At 67.0% G+C, this 22,558-nt stretch carries 18 protein-coding genes, 1 tRNA gene and 1 rRNA gene; 10 read left to right on the top strand and 10 right to left on the bottom strand.

Features of this window, described 5'->3' with window-relative positions; all coding sequences use genetic code 11:
* Both rrf and ACFPU0_RS08720 read left to right on the top strand, forming a co-directional pair.
* Positions 1-104 (top strand): 5S ribosomal RNA (gene rrf / locus ACFPU0_RS08725); the annotation flags it as partial.
* Positions 105-247: 143 nt separating this feature from the next.
* The gene (locus ACFPU0_RS08720) at positions 248-1,240 is read left to right on the top strand and encodes an asparaginase (protein WP_377692501.1); all 993 of its coding nucleotides are present in this window, start codon (positions 248-250) and stop codon (positions 1,238-1,240) included.
* A gap of 56 nt (positions 1,241-1,296) precedes the next feature.
* Here ACFPU0_RS08720 and ACFPU0_RS08715 read toward each other — a convergent pair whose 3' ends face one another.
* From ACFPU0_RS08715 to ACFPU0_RS08690, 6 genes are read right to left on the bottom strand one after another with little or no spacing between them, the layout of a single operon-like run.
* The gene (locus ACFPU0_RS08715) at positions 1,297-2,547 is read right to left on the bottom strand and encodes an OprD family porin (RefSeq protein ID WP_377692500.1); all 1,251 of its coding nucleotides are present in this window, start codon (positions 2,545-2,547) and stop codon (positions 1,297-1,299) included.
* 34 nt (positions 2,548-2,581) lie between these two features.
* The gene (locus ACFPU0_RS08710) at positions 2,582-3,784 is read right to left on the bottom strand and encodes a 3-oxoadipyl-CoA thiolase (protein WP_377692499.1); all 1,203 of its coding nucleotides are present in this window, start codon (positions 3,782-3,784) and stop codon (positions 2,582-2,584) included.
* Between the two features lie 23 nt (positions 3,785-3,807).
* Positions 3,808-5,343 carry a 3-hydroxyacyl-CoA dehydrogenase gene (locus tag ACFPU0_RS08705; RefSeq protein WP_377692498.1) on the bottom strand — a complete coding sequence of 512 codons (1,536 nt, stop codon included), beginning with the start codon at positions 5,341-5,343 and terminating at the stop codon, positions 3,808-3,810.
* On the bottom strand, positions 5,340-6,140 hold the full coding sequence (locus ACFPU0_RS08700; RefSeq protein WP_377692497.1) for an enoyl-CoA hydratase: 801 nt from the start codon (positions 6,138-6,140) through the stop codon (positions 5,340-5,342). Before ACFPU0_RS08700 ends, ACFPU0_RS08705 begins: the two co-directional genes overlap by 4 nt.
* Before the next feature lie 57 nt (positions 6,141-6,197).
* The gene (locus tag ACFPU0_RS08695) at positions 6,198-7,400 is read right to left on the bottom strand and encodes a CaiB/BaiF CoA transferase family protein (RefSeq protein WP_377692496.1); all 1,203 of its coding nucleotides are present in this window, start codon (positions 7,398-7,400) and stop codon (positions 6,198-6,200) included.
* Between the two features lie 10 nt (positions 7,401-7,410).
* On the bottom strand, positions 7,411-9,135 hold the full coding sequence (locus ACFPU0_RS08690) for an acyl-CoA dehydrogenase family protein (protein ID WP_377692495.1): 1,725 nt from the start codon (positions 9,133-9,135) through the stop codon (positions 7,411-7,413).
* A gap of 109 nt (positions 9,136-9,244) precedes the next feature.
* Between ACFPU0_RS08690 and ACFPU0_RS08685 the strand changes: the two genes are divergently transcribed.
* Both ACFPU0_RS08685 and ACFPU0_RS08680 read left to right on the top strand, forming a co-directional pair.
* Positions 9,245-10,162, top strand: coding sequence for a LysR substrate-binding domain-containing protein (locus tag ACFPU0_RS08685; protein WP_377692494.1), 918 nt, complete (start codon positions 9,245-9,247; stop codon positions 10,160-10,162).
* Positions 10,163-10,318: 156 nt separating this feature from the next.
* Complete coding sequence (locus ACFPU0_RS08680) at positions 10,319-11,728, top strand: MFS transporter (protein ID WP_377692493.1); 1,410 nt, start codon at positions 10,319-10,321, stop codon at positions 11,726-11,728.
* Positions 11,729-11,766: 38 nt separating this feature from the next.
* Here the strand turns inward: ACFPU0_RS08680 and ACFPU0_RS08675 are convergent, their stop codons facing one another.
* On the bottom strand, positions 11,767-12,021 hold the full coding sequence (locus ACFPU0_RS08675; RefSeq protein WP_377692492.1) for a hypothetical protein: 255 nt from the start codon (positions 12,019-12,021) through the stop codon (positions 11,767-11,769).
* A gap of 715 nt (positions 12,022-12,736) precedes the next feature.
* Here ACFPU0_RS08675 and ACFPU0_RS08670 point away from each other — a divergent pair.
* Positions 12,737-14,113: an SBBP repeat-containing protein gene (locus ACFPU0_RS08670; protein WP_377692491.1), complete on the top strand. Its 1,377-nt coding sequence runs from the start codon at positions 12,737-12,739 to the stop codon at positions 14,111-14,113.
* Positions 14,114-14,217: 104 nt separating this feature from the next.
* Here ACFPU0_RS08670 and ACFPU0_RS08665 read toward each other — a convergent pair.
* Positions 14,218-14,294: transfer RNA gene (locus ACFPU0_RS08665), tRNA-Arg, on the bottom strand.
* Positions 14,295-14,615: 321 nt separating this feature from the next.
* Here ACFPU0_RS08665 and gabD point away from each other — a divergent pair.
* The 3 genes from gabD (at position 14,616) to ACFPU0_RS08650 (ending at position 19,288) form a co-directional block, all read left to right on the top strand.
* The gene (gabD, locus tag ACFPU0_RS08660) at positions 14,616-16,067 is read left to right on the top strand and encodes an NADP-dependent succinate-semialdehyde dehydrogenase (protein WP_377692490.1); all 1,452 of its coding nucleotides are present in this window, start codon (positions 14,616-14,618) and stop codon (positions 16,065-16,067) included.
* A 170-nt stretch (positions 16,068-16,237) separates the two neighbouring features.
* Positions 16,238-17,515, top strand: a complete 1,278-nt coding sequence (gabT, locus tag ACFPU0_RS08655) for a 4-aminobutyrate--2-oxoglutarate transaminase (RefSeq protein ID WP_377692489.1) — start codon at positions 16,238-16,240, stop codon at positions 17,513-17,515.
* 552 nt (positions 17,516-18,067) lie between these two features.
* A complete protein-coding gene (locus tag ACFPU0_RS08650; RefSeq protein ID WP_377692488.1) occupies positions 18,068-19,288 on the top strand; it encodes an HDOD domain-containing protein in 1,221 nt (406 codons plus the stop codon).
* Here the strand turns inward: ACFPU0_RS08650 and ACFPU0_RS08645 are convergent.
* Both ACFPU0_RS08645 and ACFPU0_RS08640 read right to left on the bottom strand, forming a co-directional pair.
* Positions 19,285-19,875 (bottom strand): 2-hydroxychromene-2-carboxylate isomerase, encoded by a 591-nt coding sequence (locus tag ACFPU0_RS08645; RefSeq protein ID WP_377692487.1) that lies wholly within the window; start codon positions 19,873-19,875, stop codon positions 19,285-19,287. The genes ACFPU0_RS08650 and ACFPU0_RS08645 overlap by 4 nt on opposite strands.
* An 89-nt stretch (positions 19,876-19,964) precedes the next feature.
* The gene (locus ACFPU0_RS08640) at positions 19,965-20,705 is read right to left on the bottom strand and encodes an SDR family oxidoreductase (RefSeq protein WP_377692486.1); all 741 of its coding nucleotides are present in this window, start codon (positions 20,703-20,705) and stop codon (positions 19,965-19,967) included.
* 88 nt (positions 20,706-20,793) lie between these two features.
* Between ACFPU0_RS08640 and ACFPU0_RS08635 the strand changes: the two genes are divergently transcribed.
* Together ACFPU0_RS08635 and ACFPU0_RS08630 are read left to right on the top strand one after the other, a co-directional pair.
* Positions 20,794-21,366 carry a TetR/AcrR family transcriptional regulator gene (locus ACFPU0_RS08635; protein ID WP_377692485.1) on the top strand — a complete coding sequence of 191 codons (573 nt, stop codon included), beginning with the start codon at positions 20,794-20,796 and terminating at the stop codon, positions 21,364-21,366.
* 66 nt (positions 21,367-21,432) lie between these two features.
* Positions 21,433-22,350, top strand: a complete 918-nt coding sequence (locus tag ACFPU0_RS08630; RefSeq protein WP_377692484.1) for an autotransporter outer membrane beta-barrel domain-containing protein — start codon at positions 21,433-21,435, stop codon at positions 22,348-22,350.
* Positions 22,351-22,558: the final 208 nt, after the last annotated feature.

The following is a 22,558-nucleotide window of genomic DNA, read 5'->3' as shown; positions in this document are numbered from 1 at the left end:
AGAGCGTTGGAACCACCTGATCCCATCCCGAACTCAGCAGTGAAACGACGCATCGCCGATGGTAGTGTGGAGCTTCTCCATGCGAGAGTAGGTCATCGTCAAGCTTCTATCCCAAACCCCCGATACGCCCAGGCGTGTCGGGGGTTTGTCTTTGCGCGCGAGAAAATAACCTCCTGACGCCGGTAGGCCGACGCACCGGGCGGGATTAGGATGGCTGGGACTGCAGTACAACAATAACGGAGAAACCATGTCCCCCTCCCGCAAGCTCCTGGTGCTCTACACCGGCGGTACCATCGGCATGCAGATGACCGACGCGGGCCTTGCACCTGCTTCCGGCTTCGAGCCCCGGCTACGCGCCGAACAGGCCGCCCACCCCGAGCGGCAAGTTCCTGATTGGATTTTCCGTGAACTGTCGCCGCCCCTGGACAGCGCCAACATGACCCAGGCCAATTGGCTGGCCATGCGCGACGCCATAGTCGAAGGCGTGGAACAGGATGGCTGTGATGCCGTACTCGTGCTGCATGGCACCGATACCCTGGCCTACAGCGCCGCGGCGCTGTCCTTCCTGCTTCTTGGCCTGCCGGTGCCGGTGGTGCTCACCGGCTCCATGCAGCCCGCAGGCGTCGAAGGCGGCGATGCCTGGCCCAATCTGTTCGGCGCCCTGGCGCTGCTCGCGGCAGGCGTCGCCCCTGGCGTGCATCTCTACTTCAACGGCAAGTTGCTCAATGGTGCGTACGTCACCAAGCGCAGGAGTGACACTTTCGACGCCTTCGCCGAGGCTGGGCGGCCACGCCACGGCCAGCGGGTGCCGGCCTTGCCCGCAGAACTCGACTACCGCAGGCCGCGCCAGACGGTAAGCCTCGCCGTGCAGCCGCTATTTCCCGGTCTCTCTTCCACACAACTGCGTGCTGTACTCGACAGCGGCGTCCAGGGCCTGCTGCTGGAGTGCTATGGCAGCGGCACCGGCCCCTCGGACAACGCCGACTTCCTTGCCGCCCTGAACGAGGCCCATGCTCGTGGCGTGGTGCTGGCCGCCATCAGCCAGTGCCCGGAAGGCGCGGTGAAATTCGGTGTCTACGCCGCCGCCAGCCATCTTGCCCGTGCAGGTTTGACGTCATGCGCTGGCATGACCCGCGAAGCGGCGCTGGGCAAGCTCTTCAGCCTGCTGGGTGCTGGCCTGCCCCAGATGGAGGTGGAGCGCTGGCTGACGCTGGATCTCTGCGGAGAGATGGCCGGCTGAGTCGAGTGCCATGGCAAGGCCCCGGCACCTTGCCGGGGCTCTCCTGTCATTGCCCGTCAGAACAGGGGAAGGTCGTAGGTCAGGTAGAGGCGGTTTTCGTCGACGCCACGGCTGAAGGCGGAGCGATAGACGGCATTGCGCCAGACCAGGCCCAGGCCTTTCAGGGCGCCGTCCTGCAGCACGTATTTGATATCGGTGTCGCGTTCCCATTCGCGGCTTCCACTGCCCGTTACAGGCTCGGCATCCCGCCCCCTGAAATAGCGCGTCATCAGGCTCAGGCCGGGCAGGCGCAAGGCGGCGAAGTCATAGTCGTAACGCGCCTGCCAGGAAGTTTCGCCGGCTTCGGCGAAGTCGTTGTACTGGCCGAAGTTGATCAGGTAGGGATCGGCCCCATCCAGGTAGGGAAAGGCGCTGTCACCGCCCATGCGCTGGTAGCCCAGGCCGACGGCGTGGCCGCTGTGCAGGCGGTAGGTCAGCAGCCCGCTGAAGGCTTGGTTGTCGATGCGGCCGCCACGCACCGCGCCACTGTCCTTGCTGATCGAAAGGCGCAGGTCGGTTTCCAGGCTGGCCGCGCCTATCGGCAGCCGGCCCTTCAGGCCGAGGAAGTGCTGGTCGTAGACGTCCTCCAGCTCGCCGTAGTGGTAACTGCCGGTCCAACCCGGGGCGAACTGGTAATCCAGGCCCGCCAGTTTGAAATGGTCCGCCCGTGCGGCCGCGGCGAAGCGTTTGTTGCGATTGAACAGCGCCAGGTCGCTGGTGCCTGCCTCATTGCGTTGGCTCACCTCGTCGAGCCGCCCCAGGTTCAGCGTCAGCCGGTCCAGCTCGTTGGAGGTGAGCAGGCCGCCCTGGAACACCTGCGGGAACAGGCGGCCGAAGTTGGGTTGCACGCTGGGCAGCTTGGGCACCAGGGCGCCGACCTTCAGTTCCGTGCGGGAGAGGCGCAGCTTGGCGGTGGGGTCGAGGCGCGAGTAGTCGTCCGCCGCACGTCCATCATCCTGAACCGGCAGCAACCCGGTGCCGCTGCGGTCGCGGCCTGAATCCAGCTTGATGCCGAGCTTACCCAGGGCGTCGACGCCCATACCGACCGTGCCTGCGGTGTAGCCAGAGCGGTAGTCGAGCAGGAAACCCTGGGCCCACTCCTCGCTCCTGGATCGACCCGTGCCTTCGCGGAAGTCGCGGTTCATGTAGAAGTTGCGGACGGTCACGCTGGCCTTGCCGTCTTCGAGAAAACCGTCGGCCAGCGCCGGCCCACAGCAGCCGGTGAGAGTGGTCAGCAGGAAAACAGGGCCTTTCTTGTTCTTGTGCATGGGGGCTCTCCAAGGTTGCGGGTGCAGGCGCGCTTCATGCGCGCTCGATCACCATGGCCACGCCCTGGCCGACCCCGACACAGAGGCTGACCACGGCGTAGCGCAGGTTCCTGTGGTGCAGTGCCCGGGCGGCGGTCAGCGCCAGCCGCGCGCCGGAGGCGCCCAGCGGATGGCCGACGGCGATGGCGCCGCCATGGGGATTGACCCGCGGATCGTCGAAGGCGAGGCCCAGGGCTTTCAGGCAGGCGAGGACCTGCGGGGCGAACGCCTCGTTGATCTCGATCAGATCGATGTCATCCAGGGCGAGGCCGGCACGTTGCAGGGCGACCTGAATCGCCTGGACCGGGCCGATGCCCATGATCCTTGGCTCCACACCCACGGCAGCCGAGGCCAGGATGCGGGCAAGTGGCCTGACCCCGTGATGCTCGCCGATCTCGCGATTGCCGAGCAGCAGCACCGCCGCGCCATCGTTGATGCCCGAAGCGTTGCCTGCGGTGACCACGCCGCCGGGGAACAGCGTTGGCAGACGGGACAGGGCCGCAAGGTCCGATTGCGGACGCGGATGCTCATCGTGCGTGACGGTCAGCGTCTCGCCCTTGCGCCCGTGGGGTACTTCGATGGGCGCGATCTCGCCGGCGAAGAAGCCTGCCGCCAGTGCCACCTGGTAGCGCGCCTGGGACGCGGCGGCGAAGCGGTCCGCGTCCTCCCGGGAGATACCGAACTCATGGGCCAGGTTGTCGCCAGTCTCCGGCATGCCGTGATTGCCGTAACGCGCCACCAGCCGGGGATTGGCGAAGCGCGCACCAATGGTGCTGTCGAACAGGTCCTGGCTGCGGCTGAAGGCGCTTTCCGCCTTGCCCATGACGAAAGGCGCGCGCGACATGCTCTCGGCGCCGCCGGCCAGGTACAGCCGGCCTTCGCCGCAGGTGATGGCGCGCGCCGCATCGATCACCGCCGACAGGCCACTGGCGCAAAGGCGGTTCACCGTCTGTCCGGGCACCCGCCAGGGTAGGCCAGCGGCGAGCAGGGCGTGGCGCGCCAGGTTGCGGCTGTCCTCACCGGCCTGGTTGGTGCAGCCGAGGATGACGTCCTCCAGGTCGGCGGCGGAGAAGCCGGAACGTTCCAACACACTGGCCAGCAAGGTGCCGACCAGGTCATCCGGGCGCATCCGGGAGAGGGCTCCGGCGTGGCGGCCGAACGGGGTGCGCAGGCCGGAGTAGATATAGGCATCGAGCATGCTGGGTTCCTCGCGGAAATGGCTCAGGCGGGTAAAGGGTTTTCTGGCTGGCGCAGGGAAAGGCCCAGGCTGGCCCGGCGGCGCAGCCAGGGACTGGGGCGATACCGCGGGTCGCCACTGAGCGCGTGCATGCGCTCGAGGATGCGCAGCAGCCGCGCGGCGCCCAGCTGGTCGCCCCATTCCAGCGGCCCCTGTGGATAACCGAGTCCGAGGCGTACCGCCTGGTCGATGTCCGCCGGCGTGGCGATGCCCTGCTGGGCGATGTCGCAGGCCAGGTTGACGATCGAGGCCAGGGTGCGCTGGACGATGAAGCCGGCACTGTCGCGGATCACCGCCACTGCGGCGCCGTCGCGGGCGAACAGGGCATGGGCGGCGTCCCGCATGTCCGCGCGGGTCTGCGGGTTGAGCATCAGGCAGCGATGCCGCTCCAGGTCCGCGAGGGCATCGATGGCCACCACCCGCGCCGGGTCGACGGCGAAGCGCAGTGCAGCCTCGCTGGCGTCGTCGCCGAGTGGCGCGAGCAGGCACAGCGCCTGTGCGGAGGGTCGTTCGCCGGTTTCCAGCCCAGCGCCCAGGCTTTGCAGCAGCGCCTGCAGACGGACGCGGTCGGCCTCGTCATCGGCGCCCAGCCATACCGGTGGCATGGAATGGCAAATCGGCGCTGCCGGTGAGTCGTCCTGCGGCGCCGGGGCTTCACCAGCGTAATGGTAGAAGCCCCGGCCGCTCTTGCGGCCCAGGTGGCCCGCCGCGAGCATCTGCCGCAGCAGCGGATGGGGGCGGAAACGCGGCTCCTCGTACCACTGCCGGTAGACCGACTCCATCACCGGCAGGCTGACGTCCAGGCCGATCAGGTCGAGCAGTTCGAAAGGCCCCATGCGGAAGCCGGCACCTTCGCGCAGTACCCGGTCGATCTGCAGCACGCTGGCGACCTCCTCGCCCAGGATGCGCAGCGCTTCGGTGCCGAAGGCGCGTCCGGCGTGGTTGACGATGAAGCCAGGCGTGTCGCGGGCGCGCACCGGCTGGTGGCCCAGGACGCGGACCAGTGCCAGCAGGCGTTCACCCACATCGTTGCGGGTGGCCAGCCCGTCGATGACTTCCACCAGGCGCATCAGCGGCACCGGGTTGAAGAAATGCAGCCCGGCGACGCGGCCGGGATCGTGGCAGGCCGAGGCAATGGCGGTGATCGACAAGGACGACGTATTGCTCGCCAGGATGGCATCGCCGTCCAGCACCTCTTCCAGTTCGCGGAACAGCGCCTGCTTGGCCTCCAGCTGTTCGACAATCGCTTCCACCACCAGCTGGCTGCCATGCAAATCCTCCAGGCGCTCCACCACCTTGAGGTTCTGCACCGCATGCTTGGCCGCTTCAGTCGTCACGCGACCCTTTTCCACCTGCCTGGCGAGGATCGCCGCGATGCCGTCGCGGGCCTGCTGTGCCGCGCCGGGGCGTGCGTCGAACAGTTTCACGGCGAGCCCGGCCTGTGCGGCGAGCTGGGCGATGCCCTGCCCCATGGCGCCGGTGCCGACCACACCGACGCGGGTTATCGGTTGGCCGTTCATGTGCCCTGGTACTCCGGTGTGCGTTTCTCCAGGAAGGCGCGCATGCCTTCCTTCTGGTCCCGGGAGTCGAACAGCAGCTGGAAGGCCTTGCGCTCCAGCGCCAGGGCCGACTCCAGCGGCATGTCCATGCCGGCCTGGACCACCTCCTTGATCTGCGCCACCGCCAGCGGCGGCATGCCGGCGATCTGGCGCGCCAGCTCCAGGGCACGGGGCAGCACTTGTGCGTCGGCCACCACTTCGCTGACCAGGCCCAAGGCCAGCGCCTCCTCGGCGCGCACCCGGCAACCGGTGAGCAGCATGCGCATCGCCTGGAACTTGCCCACCGCGCGCAGCAGCCGCTGGGTGCCGCCGGCGCCGGGCATCACGCCGACCTTGATTTCCGGCTGGGCGAAACGGGCGGAGGTGCCGGCTACGATCAGGTCGCAATGCATCGCCAGCTCGCAGCCGCCACCCAGGGCGTAGCCGTTGACGGCGGCGATGACCGGCTTGGCACAGCGGGAAATCGCCTGCCAGTGGCGTTCGACGTGGCGCTGGTAGATCTGCAGGGCCGAGGCATCCACCAGCTCGCCGAGGTCAGCCCCGGCGGCGAAGACTGTGTCGCCGCCGGTGATGACGATCACGCGGGTTTCAGCGCAGTCGACCAGGCGCAGGAAGTGCCCGGCCAGTTCCTCGCGCAGGGCCATGTTCAGGGCGTTCAACACTGCCGGGCGATTCAGCCGCAGCAGGGCCACGCCCGCGTGCGGGCGCTCCAGCAATACCGTGGGTTCGGGGCGTACCGCCCCCTGGCCAGCGCTCATGGCGATCTCCAGTCATGCGGGTTCGGAAGAGGGCGGCCGAGAACCGGCCGCATGGGTTCAGCCGCGGACGATGCCGCGTTGCAGCAGGGTGTCGACCGCGGTGGGCGACAGGCCCAGCCCCGCCAGCACCTCACGGGTGTTTTCGCCCAGCGCCGGCGGCGCGCTGCGGTAGCTGGCGGGGGTGCGCGACAGCTTCACCGGAGAGGCGATGCCCCGGTACTCGCCCAGCTTCACCACCAGACCGCGATGCCGGGTATGCGGGTGCTCGACCACCCGATCCACCGTGGCGATGGCGCCGCAGGGCACGCTGAGACGGATCAGCCGTTCGGCCAGCTCGCGGCCGTCGTGTGCCGCCAGGTGGTTTTCCAGGGCCTGCTTGAGGGCCTGGCGGTTGACCGAGCGCTTGCCGTTGTCGGCAAAGCGCGGGTCGTCCAGCAGCGCCTCGGCGCCCAGGTACTGGCACAGCCGGGCGAACTGGCGGTCGTTGCCGACGGCGAGGAAGATCGGCTCGGTGCCGGTGCGGTAGCTGTCGTAGGGTGCGATGTTGGGATGGGCGTTGCCCGTGCGCTGCGGCGTGCGGCCGGAGGCGAAGTAGTTGGGCAGGTGCGGGTGCAGCAGGGAGATGCCGCAGTCGTACAGGGCGATGTCCGCCGACTGTCCGCGTCCGCTCGACTGGCGCTCGTTCAACGCCAGGAGGATGCCGATCACCGCGTTCAACCCGGTGACCATGTCGACGATCGGCAGGCCGATGCGCAGGGCCTCGCCCTGCGCTTCACCGTTCACGCTCATCAACCCGGCCATGGCCTGGATCGCCGCGTCGTAGCCCGGCAGCCCGCCGAGGGGGCCGTCGGCGCCGAAGCCGGACACCGCGCAGTGGATCAGGCGCGGGAAGCGCTCGCGGAGCACCTCCTCATAGCCGATGCCCCAGCGCGCCAGGGTGCCGGGCTTGAAGTTTTCCAGCAGGACGTCGGCGTCTTCCAGCAGCCGCAGCAGCAGGTCGATGCCTTCGGCTTTCGAGAGGTCGACGGCGATGCCCTTCTTGTTGCGGTTGACGCCCTTGAAGTAGGACGCCGTGTCGCCTTCGAAGGGCGGGCCCCAGCCACGAGTCTCGTCACCTGCGAGAGGTTCCAGCTTGATCACCTCCGCGCCGTGGTCGGCCAGCGCCTGGGAGCAGTAGGGGCCGCCCAGCACGCGGCTGAGGTCGATGACGCGGATGCCGCGCAGGGCGCCCTGTTCGTGCTGGATGTTCGGGTTGGTCATGATGGGCACCTCAGCGCGGCAGCAACTGCAAGGCTTCGTCCAGGCTCATGGGAACCTCGGCGGACAGCGGGGCGAGCAGGGCGCTGGCGGGTTCGGCTGCCGGGTTCAGCGGGTCCCGTGGCAGCAGCTTGTGGCGTACCACCAGCAGCGCCAGGGCCAGGCGGCGGTAGTCCGGTGCCAGGCGTTGCGCCTCCCAGGCCATGAAGATCGCCGTGGCGATGTGGTAGAGCGCGCTGCCGGCCTGGCGCACCTGCTCGTGGCGGCGCTCGGCGGCCACCTCGGCCATGGTCCGCGCCGCGCGGTCCAGCAGCTCGCGCAGGAGCGTCGTCACCGGCGCAGGCAGGTCGGCGTCGGCGAGCAGTTGCTGCAGGTGGCGCTGCAGGGGCGCCAGGGCATCCTCGCGGGTGATGGCGCGGGCGATGTCCAGCGCGACTATGTTGCTGGTGCCTTCCCAGATCGACCCCAGGTGGGCGTCGCGCACCAGGCGCGCATCGCTCCATTCCTCGATGTAGCCCACGCCGCCGCGCACCTCCATGGCGTCGCCGGTGACCCGGCGGGCGTCGCGGCAGGCGCGGAACTTGATCAGCGGGGTGAGGATGCGCACGCACTTCTGCGCCTCGGCATCGCCGCCATCGGCACGGGGCAGCAGGGTGGCGATCTGCATGAACATCGAACGCGCCTGCTCGGCGGGCAGCATCAGCTTCAGCAACTGGCGCTGCATCAGAGGCATGTCCGCAAGGTGCTTGCCGAACGCCAGGCGATTGCGCGCCACGTACAGGGCTTCGTTGACCGCACGGCGCATCAGCCCAGCGGCGCGCACGCCATTGGACAGGCGCGACATGTTCACCATGTCCGCCATCTGCTGGAAGCCTCTGCCGATCTCGCCGATCAGGTAGGCGCTGGCGCCTTCCAGGCTGATCTCGCCGCTGGCCATGGAGCGGGTGCCGAGCTTGTCCTTCAGGCGGACGATCCGATAGGCGTTGGGCGAGCCGTCCGGCCGGTGCTTCGGCAGCAGGAACAGGGTCACCCCGGCCATGCCTTCCGGCGCGCCTTCGGGGCGGGCCAGGACCATGGCGAGGTCGGCGTCCGGGTTGGAACAGAACCACTTCTCGCCGTACAGCTTCCATTCGCCGCCCTCCAGCCGCGCGCAGGTGCGGGTACGCGCCACGTCGGAACCGGCGGCCTGTTCGGTCATGTACATGGCGCCCTGGTAGAGGCTGTCGAAATCCTTCGAGGCCAGGGACGGCAGGTAGCGTTCCACCAGTTCCGGCGCGCCGTACTTGCGCAGGGTGCGGGTGAGCGAGTCGGTCATGCTGACCGGGCAGCAGAGGCCGAACTCGGCCTGCACGAAGAGGTAGGTGAGGGCGTACTTGATCAGTGGCGGCGGGCCGTCGGCGCGGTGGCTCATGGCAGCGAGGCCCAGTTCGGAGTAGGCCACCCGCTCCAGGGCGACGAAGTCCGGGTGCTTGATCACCCGCTGCAGGTCCTCGCCACGGCGGGTGCGGGCGGCCAGCACGGGCGGGTTCTTGTCGGCCGACAGGGCCAGGCGGTCCAGCTCGCCGCCGGCGCGGGCGCCGAGGCGTTCCAGTTCGGGCAGCCAGGGTTCGAGCACATCCTCGGGCAGATAGGCCGCCAGCAGGTGGGCCAGGGCCGGGTCGCAGGTGAAGAGGTTCATCCCGCTGCTGTCGGGAATGTTCAGGTCATCGCGGTTCTGGATTTCGGGCATGGCAGTCATGGCGTCACTCCGACTTGTTGTGCGCCGAGACTAGGAAGCCCTTCGATAAGTATCCAATACAATAAAAAGCACTTACGATAAGAAATTCGTATCGTCGCGAGAGCGGATCGTGGACCTCAAACAGCTGCGCTACTTTGTGGCGGTGGCCGAAGAACTGCATTTCGGCCGTGCCGCCGCGCGTCTTTTCATCTCCCAGCCGGCCCTGAGCTTCGACATCAAGAAACTGGAGGAGCAGTTGGGCATCCAGCTCCTGCAGCGCAACAACAAGTCGGTGAAGCTGACCGCCGCCGGCCAGGTGCTGCTGGAGGAAGCGCGCAACCTGCTGCTGCAGGCGGAACAGGCGCGGCGCCTGACCCTGCGTTCCGCCCAGGGCGCCCTCGGACGCCTGCGCGCGGGCTTCGTCAGCTCCATGCTCTATCGCGGCCTGCCGCAGGCAGTGGCGACGTTCGAGGCACGTTTCCCCGGCATGGAGGTGGTGCTGCAGGAGATGAACAGCGCCGAACAGGCCCAGGCGCTGCAGCGGGGGCAGATCGACATCGGCTTCGTGCATCGGGGCACCCTGCCGCCGGGCATCGACTCGGAGGCGTTGATCGCCGACCCCTTCGTCTGCTGCCTGCCACCCGGTCACCGCCTGGCGGACAGGGCGCGGATCGATCTGGCGGAACTGCGGGAAGACGCCTTCATACTGTTTCCGCGCCATGCCTCGCCCCACTATCACGACCTGATCATCGCCCGCTGCGTGGCCGCCGGCTTCAGCCCGCAGATCCGCCACGAGGCACGCCTCTGGCAGACCATAGTGGCGATGGTCGCGAAGGGCATGGGCGTTGCCCTGCTGCCGGAAACCCTCAGCCGCGCCTGGCGCCACGACGTGCACTGCGTGGAGATCGAACAGGCCGGCGCGCCATCGGAAATCCACGCCATCCTCGCCGAGGAGAACCCGCCGGAGGCGGCGCGGCAGTTCCTCGACATCCTCAAGGCCTGCCTGGACGACGGCACCGACCATACGGATTCGGTTATCAAGCCATAAAAACAAACGACTATTGCTTTCCCCGCCTCACTCCTAGACTCCCGTTCGACTCGAGTCTCAAGCCGTGCAACACCGCGTTACCCGCGCCTTCTCCGCCTTGTCCATGGGGGCGCGGGGGCGTTGCACCCGACAACAAGAACAATCGAGGTAGGGTCCATGCACCGCAGCAACTCAGCCAGCGAGAAGGAACAGCACCGGAAGGCCCGCAGGGCGGGCATCGCGTCTTTCATCGGCACCACCATCGAGTGGTACGACTTCTACATCTACGGCCTGGCCGCCGCCCTGGTGTTCGGCAAGGTCTTCTTCCCCTCCGACATGGACCCGGGCGTCGCCACGCTGCTGTCCTTCGTCACCCTCTGGTCCGGCTTCATCGCACGCCCCCTGGGCGGGGTGATCTTCGGCCATCTGGGCGACCGCATCGGACGCAAGACCACCCTGGTGATCACCCTGGTCATGATGGGGATAGCCACCACCTGCATCGGCCTGTTGCCCACCTACGCGGAAATCGGCATCTGGGCGCCCGTCGCGCTGGTGCTGCTGCGCGTGCTCCAGGGCATCGCGGTGGGCGGCGAGTGGGGCGGCGCCATCCTCATCGCCAGCGAAAGCGCGCCCAAGGGCAAGGGCATCCTCTACGCCGCCTTCGCCCAGCAGGGCTCGCCCACCGGCAATCTGCTGGCGACCCTGGTCTTCTTCGGCCTCAGCAGCCTGCCCACGTCCGAATTCATCCTTTGGGGCTGGCGCGTGCCCTTTCTGCTGTCGGCGGCCCTGGTGATAGTCGGCATGGTGATCCGCCTCACCCTGGAGGAATCCCAGGACATGCAGCGCCTGCTGCGGCAGAAGAAGACCGTGAAGCTGCCGATCATGGAAGTGCTGCGCAAGCATTGGCTGATCGTGCTGCTGGGCGCCGGTACCCTGCCGGTGATCCACGTCACCTACTTCAAGAGCACCTTCGCCCTGTCCTGGGCCACCAAGACCCTGGGTTACAGCCAGGGCACCTTTCTCAGCATCATCGTCATCGCCCTGGTGGTGCAGTTCTTCACCCAGCCGCTAGGGGCCCTGCTCACTTCCCGCATCGACATGCGCAAGGCTGTGGCGCTGATAGTGCTGCCGGAGTTCATCCTGATGCCGGCGATGTTCTTCGCCGTGGAAACCAAGGTGTTCTGGATCGCCGCGGTGGGCATGTGCCTGGCCACCATTCCCCACGCCATGTTCTACGGCGCCATCGGCGGCATCCTGGCACGCGCCTTTCCCACACGGGTGCGCTACTCGGGGCTGTCCCTGGCCTACCAGCTCTGCTCATTGCTGGTGGGCGGCGCCACTCCGGTGCTGGCTCAGTGGATACTCAACTCCACCGGCAGCATCAATGGCGTGGCCATGGCCTCGGCGAGCTACGCCATCCTGTCCCTGGCCTGCACCCTCGCCCTGCTGCGTATAACCGGTTTCCGGGCGAGCGACCTGTCCAGCGCGGAGCGGGCGGATGCCGAGGAATTCCAGGGCGGTGGCGCCGACTCGGCCGAACAGCAGGGACAGCCCGACCAGCCGAAGCCACAGCAGGCCCTGGCCTAGTCTCCGGCAACGCCCCGCGCCGCCGCGCGGCCGGGGCGTCAGCGCTGACTATCGCGCGGGGAGGGGCCGTCGAGCACTTCCCGGCATGCCGCCTTTCTCGCTGCGGCCAACAGGTCGCAGGCATCCGTCAGCAACAGCTGGGCCGCATCGGCGAAGTGCACCAGGTCACGCCCATCGGCTTGCCCGGGCGACATCGACGCCAGGCTGTGCAACAGGCCCCTGGCTGCATTCAGGCGCAGATCGGCGCACTCTTGCAGGTCGATATAGGAGCAGCTGCCATCGAGCAGGAGCACGGGCGTGGTGCCGGCATAGCCGGTCAGGGGAACAAGGTCGGGTAGGGCGCACCGCTCCGATGAGCTGCTTTGTGACGGAGGGGGTGGGAGGTGGGGGAAATCCGTGTGCATATGAAGCTCCAACTTGAAGTGAGAGCTACCACACTTCGCGGCCAAGCGAAGTTGGGTGGCAGCTGTACGCGGGTTGGCCGACCGGAAAGTTGGCATCCGGCACACCCGAAGGTGTCCCACGTACAGTTGCCATGACACGGCATCACAGATGCGGAAAGCATCTGTAATTGGTGTGGGACGCTGTACGCCAACTTGATCGACCGGCCAAGGTCGGCCACGGGACTGACCGTGACGGGCCGGACTATAGGCGGGGAAGGCAGGATTGAAAAGTGCGGAAAAGGGCAGATCGATCTTACTCGATCCCTCCAACCAGCCGTGCTTGGCGACTGCGGAGGAAGTGTTTTACAGCCCTCTGGTGGCAAATGGACCAAGGGCGGACGCGAGATTGAGCGTTAGCGCCGACGTAGGACGAACTGGTCCCCCGGAAATCTGGCAAGTCTTGCATGCTGTTTTAGACTGAAGGATTACCACCTGGAGATCTTCGTGCCGCTCGTAGTGCGCTGTCGCGGCGTGCAGCTGGTAGCGGACGAGACGCTTCGAGCGGTTCGGCTAATCCCCCATCAGCGACGTCCAGGTCCTTTTCGTTCCAAACAGGAGAAAGGACATGACGCATACCTGCATTCCCTCGCCAGCACAAAGGAATGGAATCGCGGTCGGGAAGGTGTTGTTTGCAAGCCTGGTTTTGGTCCTGCTGGCACTTGCCGAAAGGCCGGCGCACGGGCAGGTCTTGCTCACCGAGACGACATGGGGTGGGGCAGGAGCCGAAGTCGCAACCGCTGTCGCCGCGGCTGCCGACGGTAGCGCGTACCTCGTCGGTTCGACGGATAGCTTTGCCGTCGATGAGTTCAACCAGCCCGCCACGCGGATTTTCATCGTCAAGCTCTCGAATGGAGCGGTCGTCTGGCAGCGGATCTGGAACGGCCCGACCATCGTCGGGGTGACGGATGCGTCAGTGACGGTCGCTGCCGACGGTTCAGTCTACGTGGCCGGCATCACCGCAGACGGTGGCGGAGACGCCGTGTTGCTGAAATTCGCTCCGAACGGCGATCTGCTCTGGGAGCGGGCCTGGGGTGGTGGCGAGTCCGATAGCGCTGGCGCGGTAGCGACGGACAGCGACGGCTTCGTCTACGTCGCGGGCCGGACAACCAGCTTCGGCCCGAACTCCGCCGGGGTGTTCGTCCTGAAGTTCGATCCGGCGGGCGAGCTTGTCTGGCAACGGCTCTGGGACGATGCCGCCGGCTTCGAGGCGATGGCCGTCACGCCGGACGGCAGTATCTATGCGGCCAGCTCGAGACTGCGGCCCGACAGCAATTTTTCCCAGTTCGACGTGATGGTGCTGAAGCTGACGTCAGTGGGCGACCTGTCCTGGGCACGGACGTACGGCGCAGGTGAGGTCGTGGATGCGCGCGGCGGAATGGCCGCCGCCGCGGATGGGTCCATATACACCGCTGGCGCCATCCAGGCGGCGAAGGGCGGCATCATCGGCATCGCCGCGCTGGTGCTGAAGATCGGCTCCGATGGCAGCTTGTTGTTCGGCAGGGAATGCTGCACCAAGGGCGGCGACACCGGTGAAGGCATTGCGGTGGTGCCCGACGGCTCGGTGCTTCTCGCCGGAACGACGACGGTGTTGGGCGTCGGCTTCCAGGATGCATTCGTCGCACGCCTGGAAGCGACGGGCAAGAAGGTGACGGCAGCGGCAACCTGGGGTGGCACCGACTTCGAGACCGGCGGCGGGGTTGCGGCTGCGGCCGACAACACGGTGCTGCTTGCAGCGACGACGAGCCAGGCCCCGCCGTATTCGCTGCTGGAGGCGTCGCTGAAACTGTCCTCGCCGAAATTCACCGTCGCGACCCCTGCGGGAGCGCTCGTGGATCCGGAAGGCACGGTTACGATTCCGACACACGGGGCGTCCACACCGGCCGGCAGCACGACCTACAGCGGAAACTTCGAGTCGGCACTCATTCGGCTCATGCTGCCGTAACGGGTCACCGTTGCCAGAACCGTGCGGACCGGAAAAGCGGACAGATTTACTTTTCTTACTCAAAAACAAAGGCCCCAGGATTTCTCCAGGGGCCTTGTCATATATGGCGCATCCGGCGGGATTCGAACCCACGACCCCTGCCTTCGGAGGGCAGTACTCTATCCAGCTGAGCTACGGATGCGTATGGGGGCGCCATGATACCGATGTCGCGCCTCGGCGTCCATGCGGCAAAGTCTTGTTCGCAATGTTGAACGATGGTGCTGCGTCTGGTCATCTTTGATCAGGATTTCGACAAACAGTACCGACTTTTTGTTGATTTTATCGAACGGGCTATTGCCCTTCACTTTCCCGAGCCCTAGGATTCGTTTGAGATTTCAAACGCCCACGTGCCCCTCCATGAGCTGGGCCGTTTCAACCGACTCCGTGCCGGCCGATTGCGCATCGACCGAAGAACCACAACCTGCCCCGGCGCCCCTGTAACGCCGGCGTGAAGGAGACCGAGATGCAATTGAAAGACGCCAAGCTGTTCCGCCAGCAAGCCTATATCGATGGCACCTGGCTGGACGCCGACAGTGGCCAGACCATCAAGGTCAACAACCCGGCCACTGGCGAAATCATCGGCACGGTGCCGAAGATGGGCACCGCCGAGACCCGCCGCGCCATCGAGGCCGCCGAGCGTGCTCTGCCGGCCTGGCGCGCGCTGACCGCCAAGGAGCGCGCCAACAAGCTGCGTCGCTGGTTCGAGCTGCTGATGGAGAACCAGGACGACCTGGGCCGCCTGATGACCATCGAGCAGGGCAAGCCGCTGGCCGAAGCCAAGGGCGAGATCGCCTACGCCGCTTCCTTCATCGAGTGGTTCGCCGAGGAAGCCAAGCGCGTCTACGGTGACGTGATCCCCGGCCACCAGCCGGACAAGCGCCTGATCGTGATCAAGCAGCCGATCGGCGTGACCGCCGCCATCACCCCGTGGAACTTCCCCGCCGCGATGATCACCCGCAAGGCCGGCCCGGCCCTGGCCGCCGGCTGCACCATGGTGATCAAGCCCGCGTCCCAGACCCCGTACTCCGCCCTGGCCCTGGTCGAGCTGGCCGAGCGCGCCGGCATCCCGAAAGGCGTGCTCAGCGTGGTCACCGGCTCTGCCTCCGAAGTGGGTGGTGAGCTGACCAGCAACCCGGTGGTGCGCAAGCTGTCCTTCACCGGCTCCACCGAGATCGGCCGCCAACTGATGGCCGAGTGCGCCAAGGACATCAAGAAGGTATCCCTGGAGCTGGGCGGCAATGCCCCCTTCATCGTCTTCGACGACGCTGATCTGGACGCCGCCGTGGAAGGCGCGCTGATCTCCAAGTACCGCAACAACGGCCAGACTTGCGTCTGCGCCAACCGCCTGTACGTGCAGGACGGCATCTATGACGCCTTCGCCGAGAAGCTGAAGGCCGCCGTGGCCAAGCTGAAGATCGGCAACGGCCTGGAAGACGGCACCACCACTGGCCCGCTGATCGACGAGAAGGCCGTGGCCAAGGTCCAGGAACACATCGCCGACGCCGTGAGCAAGGGCGCCAAGCTGCTCGCCGGTGGCAAGCCGCACGCCCTGGGTGGCACCTTCTTCGAGCCGACCATCCTGGTGGACGTGCCGAAGAGCGCCGCCGTGGCCAAGGAAGAGACCTTCGGCCCGCTGGCCCCGCTGTTCCGCTTCAAGGACGAGGCCGACGTCATCGCCATGGCCAACGATACCGAGTTCGGCCTGGCTTCCTATTTCTACGCCCGTGACCTGGGCCGCGTGTTCCGCGTGGCCGAGGCCCTGGAGTACGGCATGGTGGGCATCAACACCGGCCTGATCTCCAACGAAGTGGCGCCCTTCGGCGGCGTGAAGGCCTCGGGCCTGGGCCGCGAAGGTTCCAAATACGGCATCGAGGACTACTTGGAGATCAAGTATCTCTGCCTCGGCGGTATCTGATCCAAAGAAGGGGCAAGGCGCGAAAGAGCGCGCGGCGCCCCAGCTCCAACCCTTGAAGAAAACGGGCCTCCGGCAAGCCCTCGCAGTCGATCATCGTATGCTGCGAAGGCCCCTGCCGGGGGCATTCATCCTTGAGACTGCGCCGCCCGATGAGCGGCCGTGAGGAACTTATGAGCAAGAACGAATCCCTGCTGAAACGCCGTGCTGCTGCTGTTGCCCGCGGTGTCAGCCAGATCCACCCGATCGTCGCCGAGCGCGCCGAGAACGCCACCGTCTGGGACGTCGACGGTCGCGAGTACATCGACTTCGCCGGCGGCATCGCCGTGCTGAACACCGGCCACCTGCACCCGAAAGTGGTCGAGGCCGTCCAGGAGCAGCTGACCAAGCTGTCCCACACCTGCTTCCAGGTGCTGGCCTACGAGCCCTACATCGAGCTCTGCGAAGAGATCGCCAAGCGCGTACCGGGTGACTTCGCCAAGAAGACCCTGCTGGTGACCTCTGGCTCCGAAGCCGTCGAGAACGCCGTGAAGATCGCCCGTGCCGCCACCGGCCGCGCCGGCGTGATCGCCTTCACCGGCGCCTACCACGGCCGCACCATGATGACCCTGTCGCTGACCGGCAAGGTGGTGCCGTACTCCGCCGGCATGGGCCTGATGCCCGGTGGCGTGTTCCGCGCCCTGGCTCCGTGCGAACTGCACGGCATCAGCGAAGACGAGTCCATCGCCAGCATCGAGCGCATCTTCAAGAACGATGCCCAGCCCCAGGACATCGCGGCCATCATCATCGAGCCGGTCCAGGGCGAGGGTGGCTTCTACGTCAACTCCAAGCCTTTCATGCAGCGCCTGCGCGCCCTGTGCGACCAGCACGGCATCCTGCTGATCGCCGACGAAGTGCAGACCGGCGCTGGCCGTACCGGCACCTTCTTCGCCACCGAGCAACTGGGCGTGGTGCCTGACCTGACCACCTTCGCCAAGTCCGTTGGCGGTGGCTTCCCGATCTCCGGCGTGACCGGCAAGGCCGAGGTCATGGACAGCATCGCTCCCGGCGGCCTGGGCGGCACCTATGCCGGCAGCCCGATCGCCTGCGCCGCGGCCCTGGCCGTGCTGAAGGTGTTCGACGAAGAGAAACTGCTGGAGCGCAGCCAGGCCGTGGGCGAGCGCCTGAAGGCCGGCCTGTGTGAAATCCAGGCCAAGCACAAGGTCATCGGTGACGTCCGTGGCCTGGGTTCGATGGTCGCCATCGAGCTGTTCGAAGGCGGCGATGAAAGCAAGCCGGCTGCCGAGCTGGTTGGCAAGATCGTTGCCAGGGCCCGGGAGAAGGGCCTGATCCTGCTGTCGTGCGGTACCTACTACAACGTCATCCGCTTCCTGATGCCGGTCACCATTCCCGACGCGCAACTGGACAAGGGCATTGCCATTGTCGCCGAGTGCTTCGACGAACTGGCCTGATCCCTCAGGTAGTGAAAAGAGACCCGCTTCGGCGGGTCTCTTTTTGCCTGGAAGATCGGTCAGGCCTGCTTTCGCGAATGAATTCATCCTCACAGGAAAAGCGCCGAGCCAACCGCCGGCACGGACTGCCCCCTCTCCCTTCAGGGAGAGGGTTGGGGAGAGGGCAAACCGGTGGCGGAGTTCCCCGGGCAGGCCTGCGGCCCGCATCGCGAATGAATTCACCCCTACAGGAAGAGCGCCCTCGACCTTGGTCTATACCACTATCCGGCGCCCAGGCCCCGGTTTAGACTGCGCGCCTTCAATTCTGACGACGCATTCGGCCTTCCCTTCCGCCCGTCGAGGTATCCATGTCTGCCCACGCCAAGGTCCCTACCATCCCGAGAGCCAAGGCGAAGCCCAGGACGGAGGTGCTGCTGGTCGCCGGGGGCTGGAAGATGCGGGAATGGCCCGCTGCCCCGGTGTTGACTAGTCTGCTGAAAGGCTCGTGCGTCGTGCGGGCTGCAAGGGACGTTTGCCGGGAGTTGCAACGGAGCCGGATAACCGAGGCCATGTATGGCTGATCTCGACCAGGCACCCAGGGTGCTGATTGCCGATGCCGATCGGTGGAGCGCCGACCTGCTCGTCGAACTGGTGCGCAACGCGCGCTGCGATGCACAGCTGGAGGTGCTGCAGGACAGCCACAGCGTGCTCGAGCATTGCCGCGACGGCTGGCCCGACCTGCTGATAGTGGACTACGGCCTGCCGGGAATCGGCGGCTTGGAGCTCCTGCGTGAAGTCCGGCGCCAGCGCCGCCATCCCCAGGTGCCCTTTTTCCTCATCACCGACCGGGTGGATGCCACCAGCGTAAGGGCCGCGCTGCCATTGGCGCCCACTGCCTACCTGGCCAAGCCCTTCAACGCGGAGAACCTGTTGCAGCGCCTGCGCAACCTGTTGCTGGCGCCGGGCCAGGAAGTGAGCTGTCCGTTGCCTTCCGCTTCGCCCCTGCAATCCCTGGAGGAGTATCTGGCCGAGGGGCGCGAGTCGGCCGCCGGCGCGCCGCTGCTGAACAGCGTGCACCAGGCGCTGGAGAGGGCCCTGCAAGCCCATCGACTCGACCTCGATGAACTGGAGCCGCTGTTCCACCAGGACCCGCAGCTCACCGGTCAGTTGATCGCCGCTGCCAACAGCGCCGCCCAGCACCGGGGAAGCACCTGCCAGACCCTGCGCCAGGCACTGGCGCGGTTGGGTTCGCAGCACAGCGTCAACCTCGCCCTGGGCCTGGCCCTGCAACGCAGTGTCGGTCTGAGCGACCCCTTGCTGCTGCCTCACGGCGAGCGTCTGTGGAGCCAGTCCCAGCGCACCGCCGAGCTGGCGCGCCGGCTGGCGCAATACCTGGAGGGGGACGCAGAGCGCTGCTACACCGCCGGGCTGCTGCACCTGCTGGGCGACCTGGCGGTGCTGCGCAGTATCCAGAGCTGGCGTGACCTGGGAGGCGAGGCGCTGACCGCGGAGCAGGTGGAGGCTGCGCTGCGCCAGCATGCCGCGCCATTCGGTTCGGCCCTGCGCACCCGCTGGCGCCTGCCCCTGGAGTTGCGCCAGTTGATCGCCGCGGCGTTCCACCTGGGGGGCGGCGTCTACTCGCGGGATGCCCTCATCCTGCACGTCGCCAGGCTGGCCGCCGAGCTGCCCGATGATCAGGACGTCTACAGCCTCGCCGGGCACAAGGCGGCGCGCATGCTCCGCCTGGACGCCGGGCTGCTGGCCTCCCTGCCCGGACTGGGAGCCGGCGGCTAGGCCAGCGCCTCGGCGACGAAGTCCAGCCGGTCCTGGCCGAAGAACATCTCCGCCCCGACGAAGCAGGTAGGTGCGCCGAACACCCCGCGCTTCACCGCTTCCTCGGTGGCGGACTTGAGTGCTTGCTTGACCTCCGGTTCGCTCACCAGGGCGAGAAAGGCCTGCGGGTCGAACCCGGCCGAGTCCAGGGTGGCCGCCAGCACCGCCGGGTCGCCGAGGTTGCGCTTGTCCTGCCAGAGCGCCTTGAACATCGCTGCCAGGTAGGCCTCGAAGCGTTCCGGCTGGCGCAGCTGGATGCCGATGGCGCCGCGCATCAGGGTCAGGGTGTTGATCGGGAAATGCGGGTTGAATTCCAGCACCACGCCATAGCGGCGGGCGAAGCGCTGGAAGTCCATGAGGGTGTAACGGCCCTTGGCCGGCACCTCGACAGGGGATGAGTTGCCGGTGGCCTGGAACACACCGCCCAGCAGCATGGGGCGGTACTGCAGCCGGGCGCCGGCCTTGGCGCAGATGGCGGGCAGCTGGGTCCAGGCCAGGTAGGTGCTGGGGCTGCCCAGGTCGAAGAAGAATTCGACGGTCTTGGTCATGGTTTTTCCCTTGCGTGTTCTCTGAATTCTTGCGGCCGAGCGAGCGCCGCCAACGCAGCATGGGCTTCGCGCAGCCGGCCGTGGCACCGCTACCAGCGTTCCATCCAGGGGCGAAGGTCGAGTTCGAAGGTCCAGGCGTCCCGCGGCTGGCTGTGCAGGTACCAGTAGTTGTCGGCGATGTGTCCGGGGTCGAGGATGCCGTCCTGGTCCTTCAGCGCATAGCGCTCGGGGAAGGTCTCGCGGATGAACTCGGTGTCGATGGCGCCATCCACCACCACGTGGGCGACGTGGATGTTCCGCGGACCCAGCTCGCGGGCCATGCTCTGGGCCAGGGCGCGGATGCCGTGCTTGGCCCCGGCGAAGGCGGCGAAACCGGCGGCGCCGCGCAGGCCGGCGGTGGCGCCGGTGAAGAGGATGGTGCCGCGCTCGCGGGCGACCATGCGCCTGGCCACCGCCTGGCTGGTGAGAAAGCCCGAGAAGCAGGCCATCTCCCAGATCTTGAAGTACTTGCGCGGGGTCTCGTCGAGGATGCTGCAGGGCACGTTGGCGCCGATGTTGAAGACGAAGGCTTCGATCGGGCCGATATCCCGCTCGATGCTTTCCACCAGTTCCGCGACCTCCTCTTCCTTGCGCGCATCGGAGCCGAAGCCGTGGGCCTCGAAGCCCTCGGCGCGGATGGCGTCCACCAGCGGCTGCAGCTTGTCGGCGTGGCGCCGGGTCACGCAGGCGACATAACCCTCGCGGGCAAAACGCCGGGCAATGGCGCCGCCCGTGGCGTCGCCGGCACCGACCACCAGTACGACTTTCTTGTTCTTCGTTTCGCTGACCATGCTGTTCACCTTTGCTGAACGATCGTTAGCTGAACGGACGTTATGCTATGCTCGCCAACGCGTCAAGCCAGTCCCAGCGGAGGTCGTCGTGCGTTATTCAGCCACCCACAAGGAAGAAACCCGGCAGAAGCTGCTGGAAAGCAGCGGCGCCATCGCCAAGCGCGGTGGCTTTTCCACGACCGGCGTCGACGGCCTGATGAAAGCCATCGGCCTCACCGGCGGCGCCTTCTACAGCCATTTCCCCTCGAAGAACGACCTCTTCACCGCCATCGTCCAGCGCGAGCTGTCCCAGAGCCTGATCGGCGCCGTCTCCCGCGAGGAGGGCTTCTCCCGCGACAAGCTGGAGCGCTGTCTGGCGCGTTATTTGAGCATGGCCCATCTGCAGAACCCCGAGACGGGTTGCGCCATTCCGGCCCTGGGCGCGGAAATCGCCCGCGCCGACCTCGCGGTGCGCGAGGAGGCCGAGCACTGGATGCTGCAGCTGCAGCGAGCCTGGGCGGACATCCTGGGCAGCGGCGAGCTGGCCTGGGCACTGCTTGCCCAGTGCGTCGGCGCCCTGGTGGTGGCGCGCATGCTGGCCAGGGAGGAGACCCAGGCGGAGGTGCTGGAGGCCAGCCGCCAGGTCCTCGGGCAGATGGTGTTGAAACCACTGGAATCCTGAGCCGGGCCGGTTGCCTGGCGTGGTTCGGCTAGAGTTGTTCCCAGCTCCCACTCCGAGAGGGATGTCATGGGCAATTACCTTTCGCCCGGCCTCGTGCTGGCCGGCCTCTGCTGCGCGTTGGCGGCCGCTCCGGTCCTGGCGGACTCCCTCGCCAGCCGCGCGACCCTGCTGGAAGACAGCCATTTCCTGCGTGACGCCGCGTCCGAGCGCATCCAGCAGATCCGCTTCTCCTTCCGCGAGCCGCCCCTGGACGAGGGGCAGGTGCCGGCCTGGGCCCGCGCCTTCGGCAGCCAGGGTTCGGTGGACGCCGACCATCGTGCGCCGCGCCGGGAGCGGGATATCGGCGGGCTGCTGCTGGGTAGCGAGCGCAAGCTGGGCACCTGGCTGGTCGGAGGAATGGGCGGCTATTCGGCGACCGCGGTGGACGTGCAAGGTGCGGATGCGGATATCCACAGCCTGCACCTGGGGGCCTACGCCGGTACCAAGATCTACAACCAGATCGGCGTGAAACTGGGCGCCGCCTGGAGCGGCCACAACGGTGACAGTCGCGCCGCCGATGCGGACAGCGGCCAGGCGTTCGGCGAACTCAGCTATTCCCTGGATTTCCGCGACTTCAGCGTCGAGGGCTTCGGCGAACTGGCCTATGTGCGGCTGGACAGCGATTCCCTCGGCACCCTCGACAGCCAGCGCGACGAAATCGGCTACAGCACCTTCGGCCTGCGGGGCGCCACGCGCATCGACCTGGAGTCCGGGCGGCGCCTGACCGCGCGCATCAGTTCGGGCTGGCGCCACGCGTTCAGCGACAGTCGCCTCGAGGACGAAAGCGGCGCCGCCGTGGCCCTCTCCGATGACGCCATCCGCCTGGATATGGGCCTGGACTACCAGCTCACCGAGCAGGCCTACGCGGGGCTCTTCTACAACGGCACCTATGCCGAGGATGGGCGGGACAATGGCCTGACGGCGCGGGTGAGCCTGAGGTTCTGAGGGCAATGTGGGGCAGCGGATTGGCACTGTCCTGTAGGGGCGATTTCAATCGCCAAGCGGACCGCAGGTTCGCCCTGTGGCCCGCGGAAGGGGGCAGCTGCGCCGCCCTTGGCGAATGAATTCGCCCCTTCTATGAAGCTCTCGGTGTCAAGGGCTGCTCCGCCGATTCGGACTTGAGGGTTCGCATCAACGCAGCGGGGTACGCTGT

It is taken from the genome of Pseudomonas sp. GCM10022186, assembly GCF_042656385.1.
In the GTDB taxonomy this organism is placed as follows: domain Bacteria; phylum Pseudomonadota; class Gammaproteobacteria; order Pseudomonadales; family Pseudomonadaceae; genus Metapseudomonas.
This window is presented reverse-complemented; position numbering and strand designations above follow the sequence as displayed.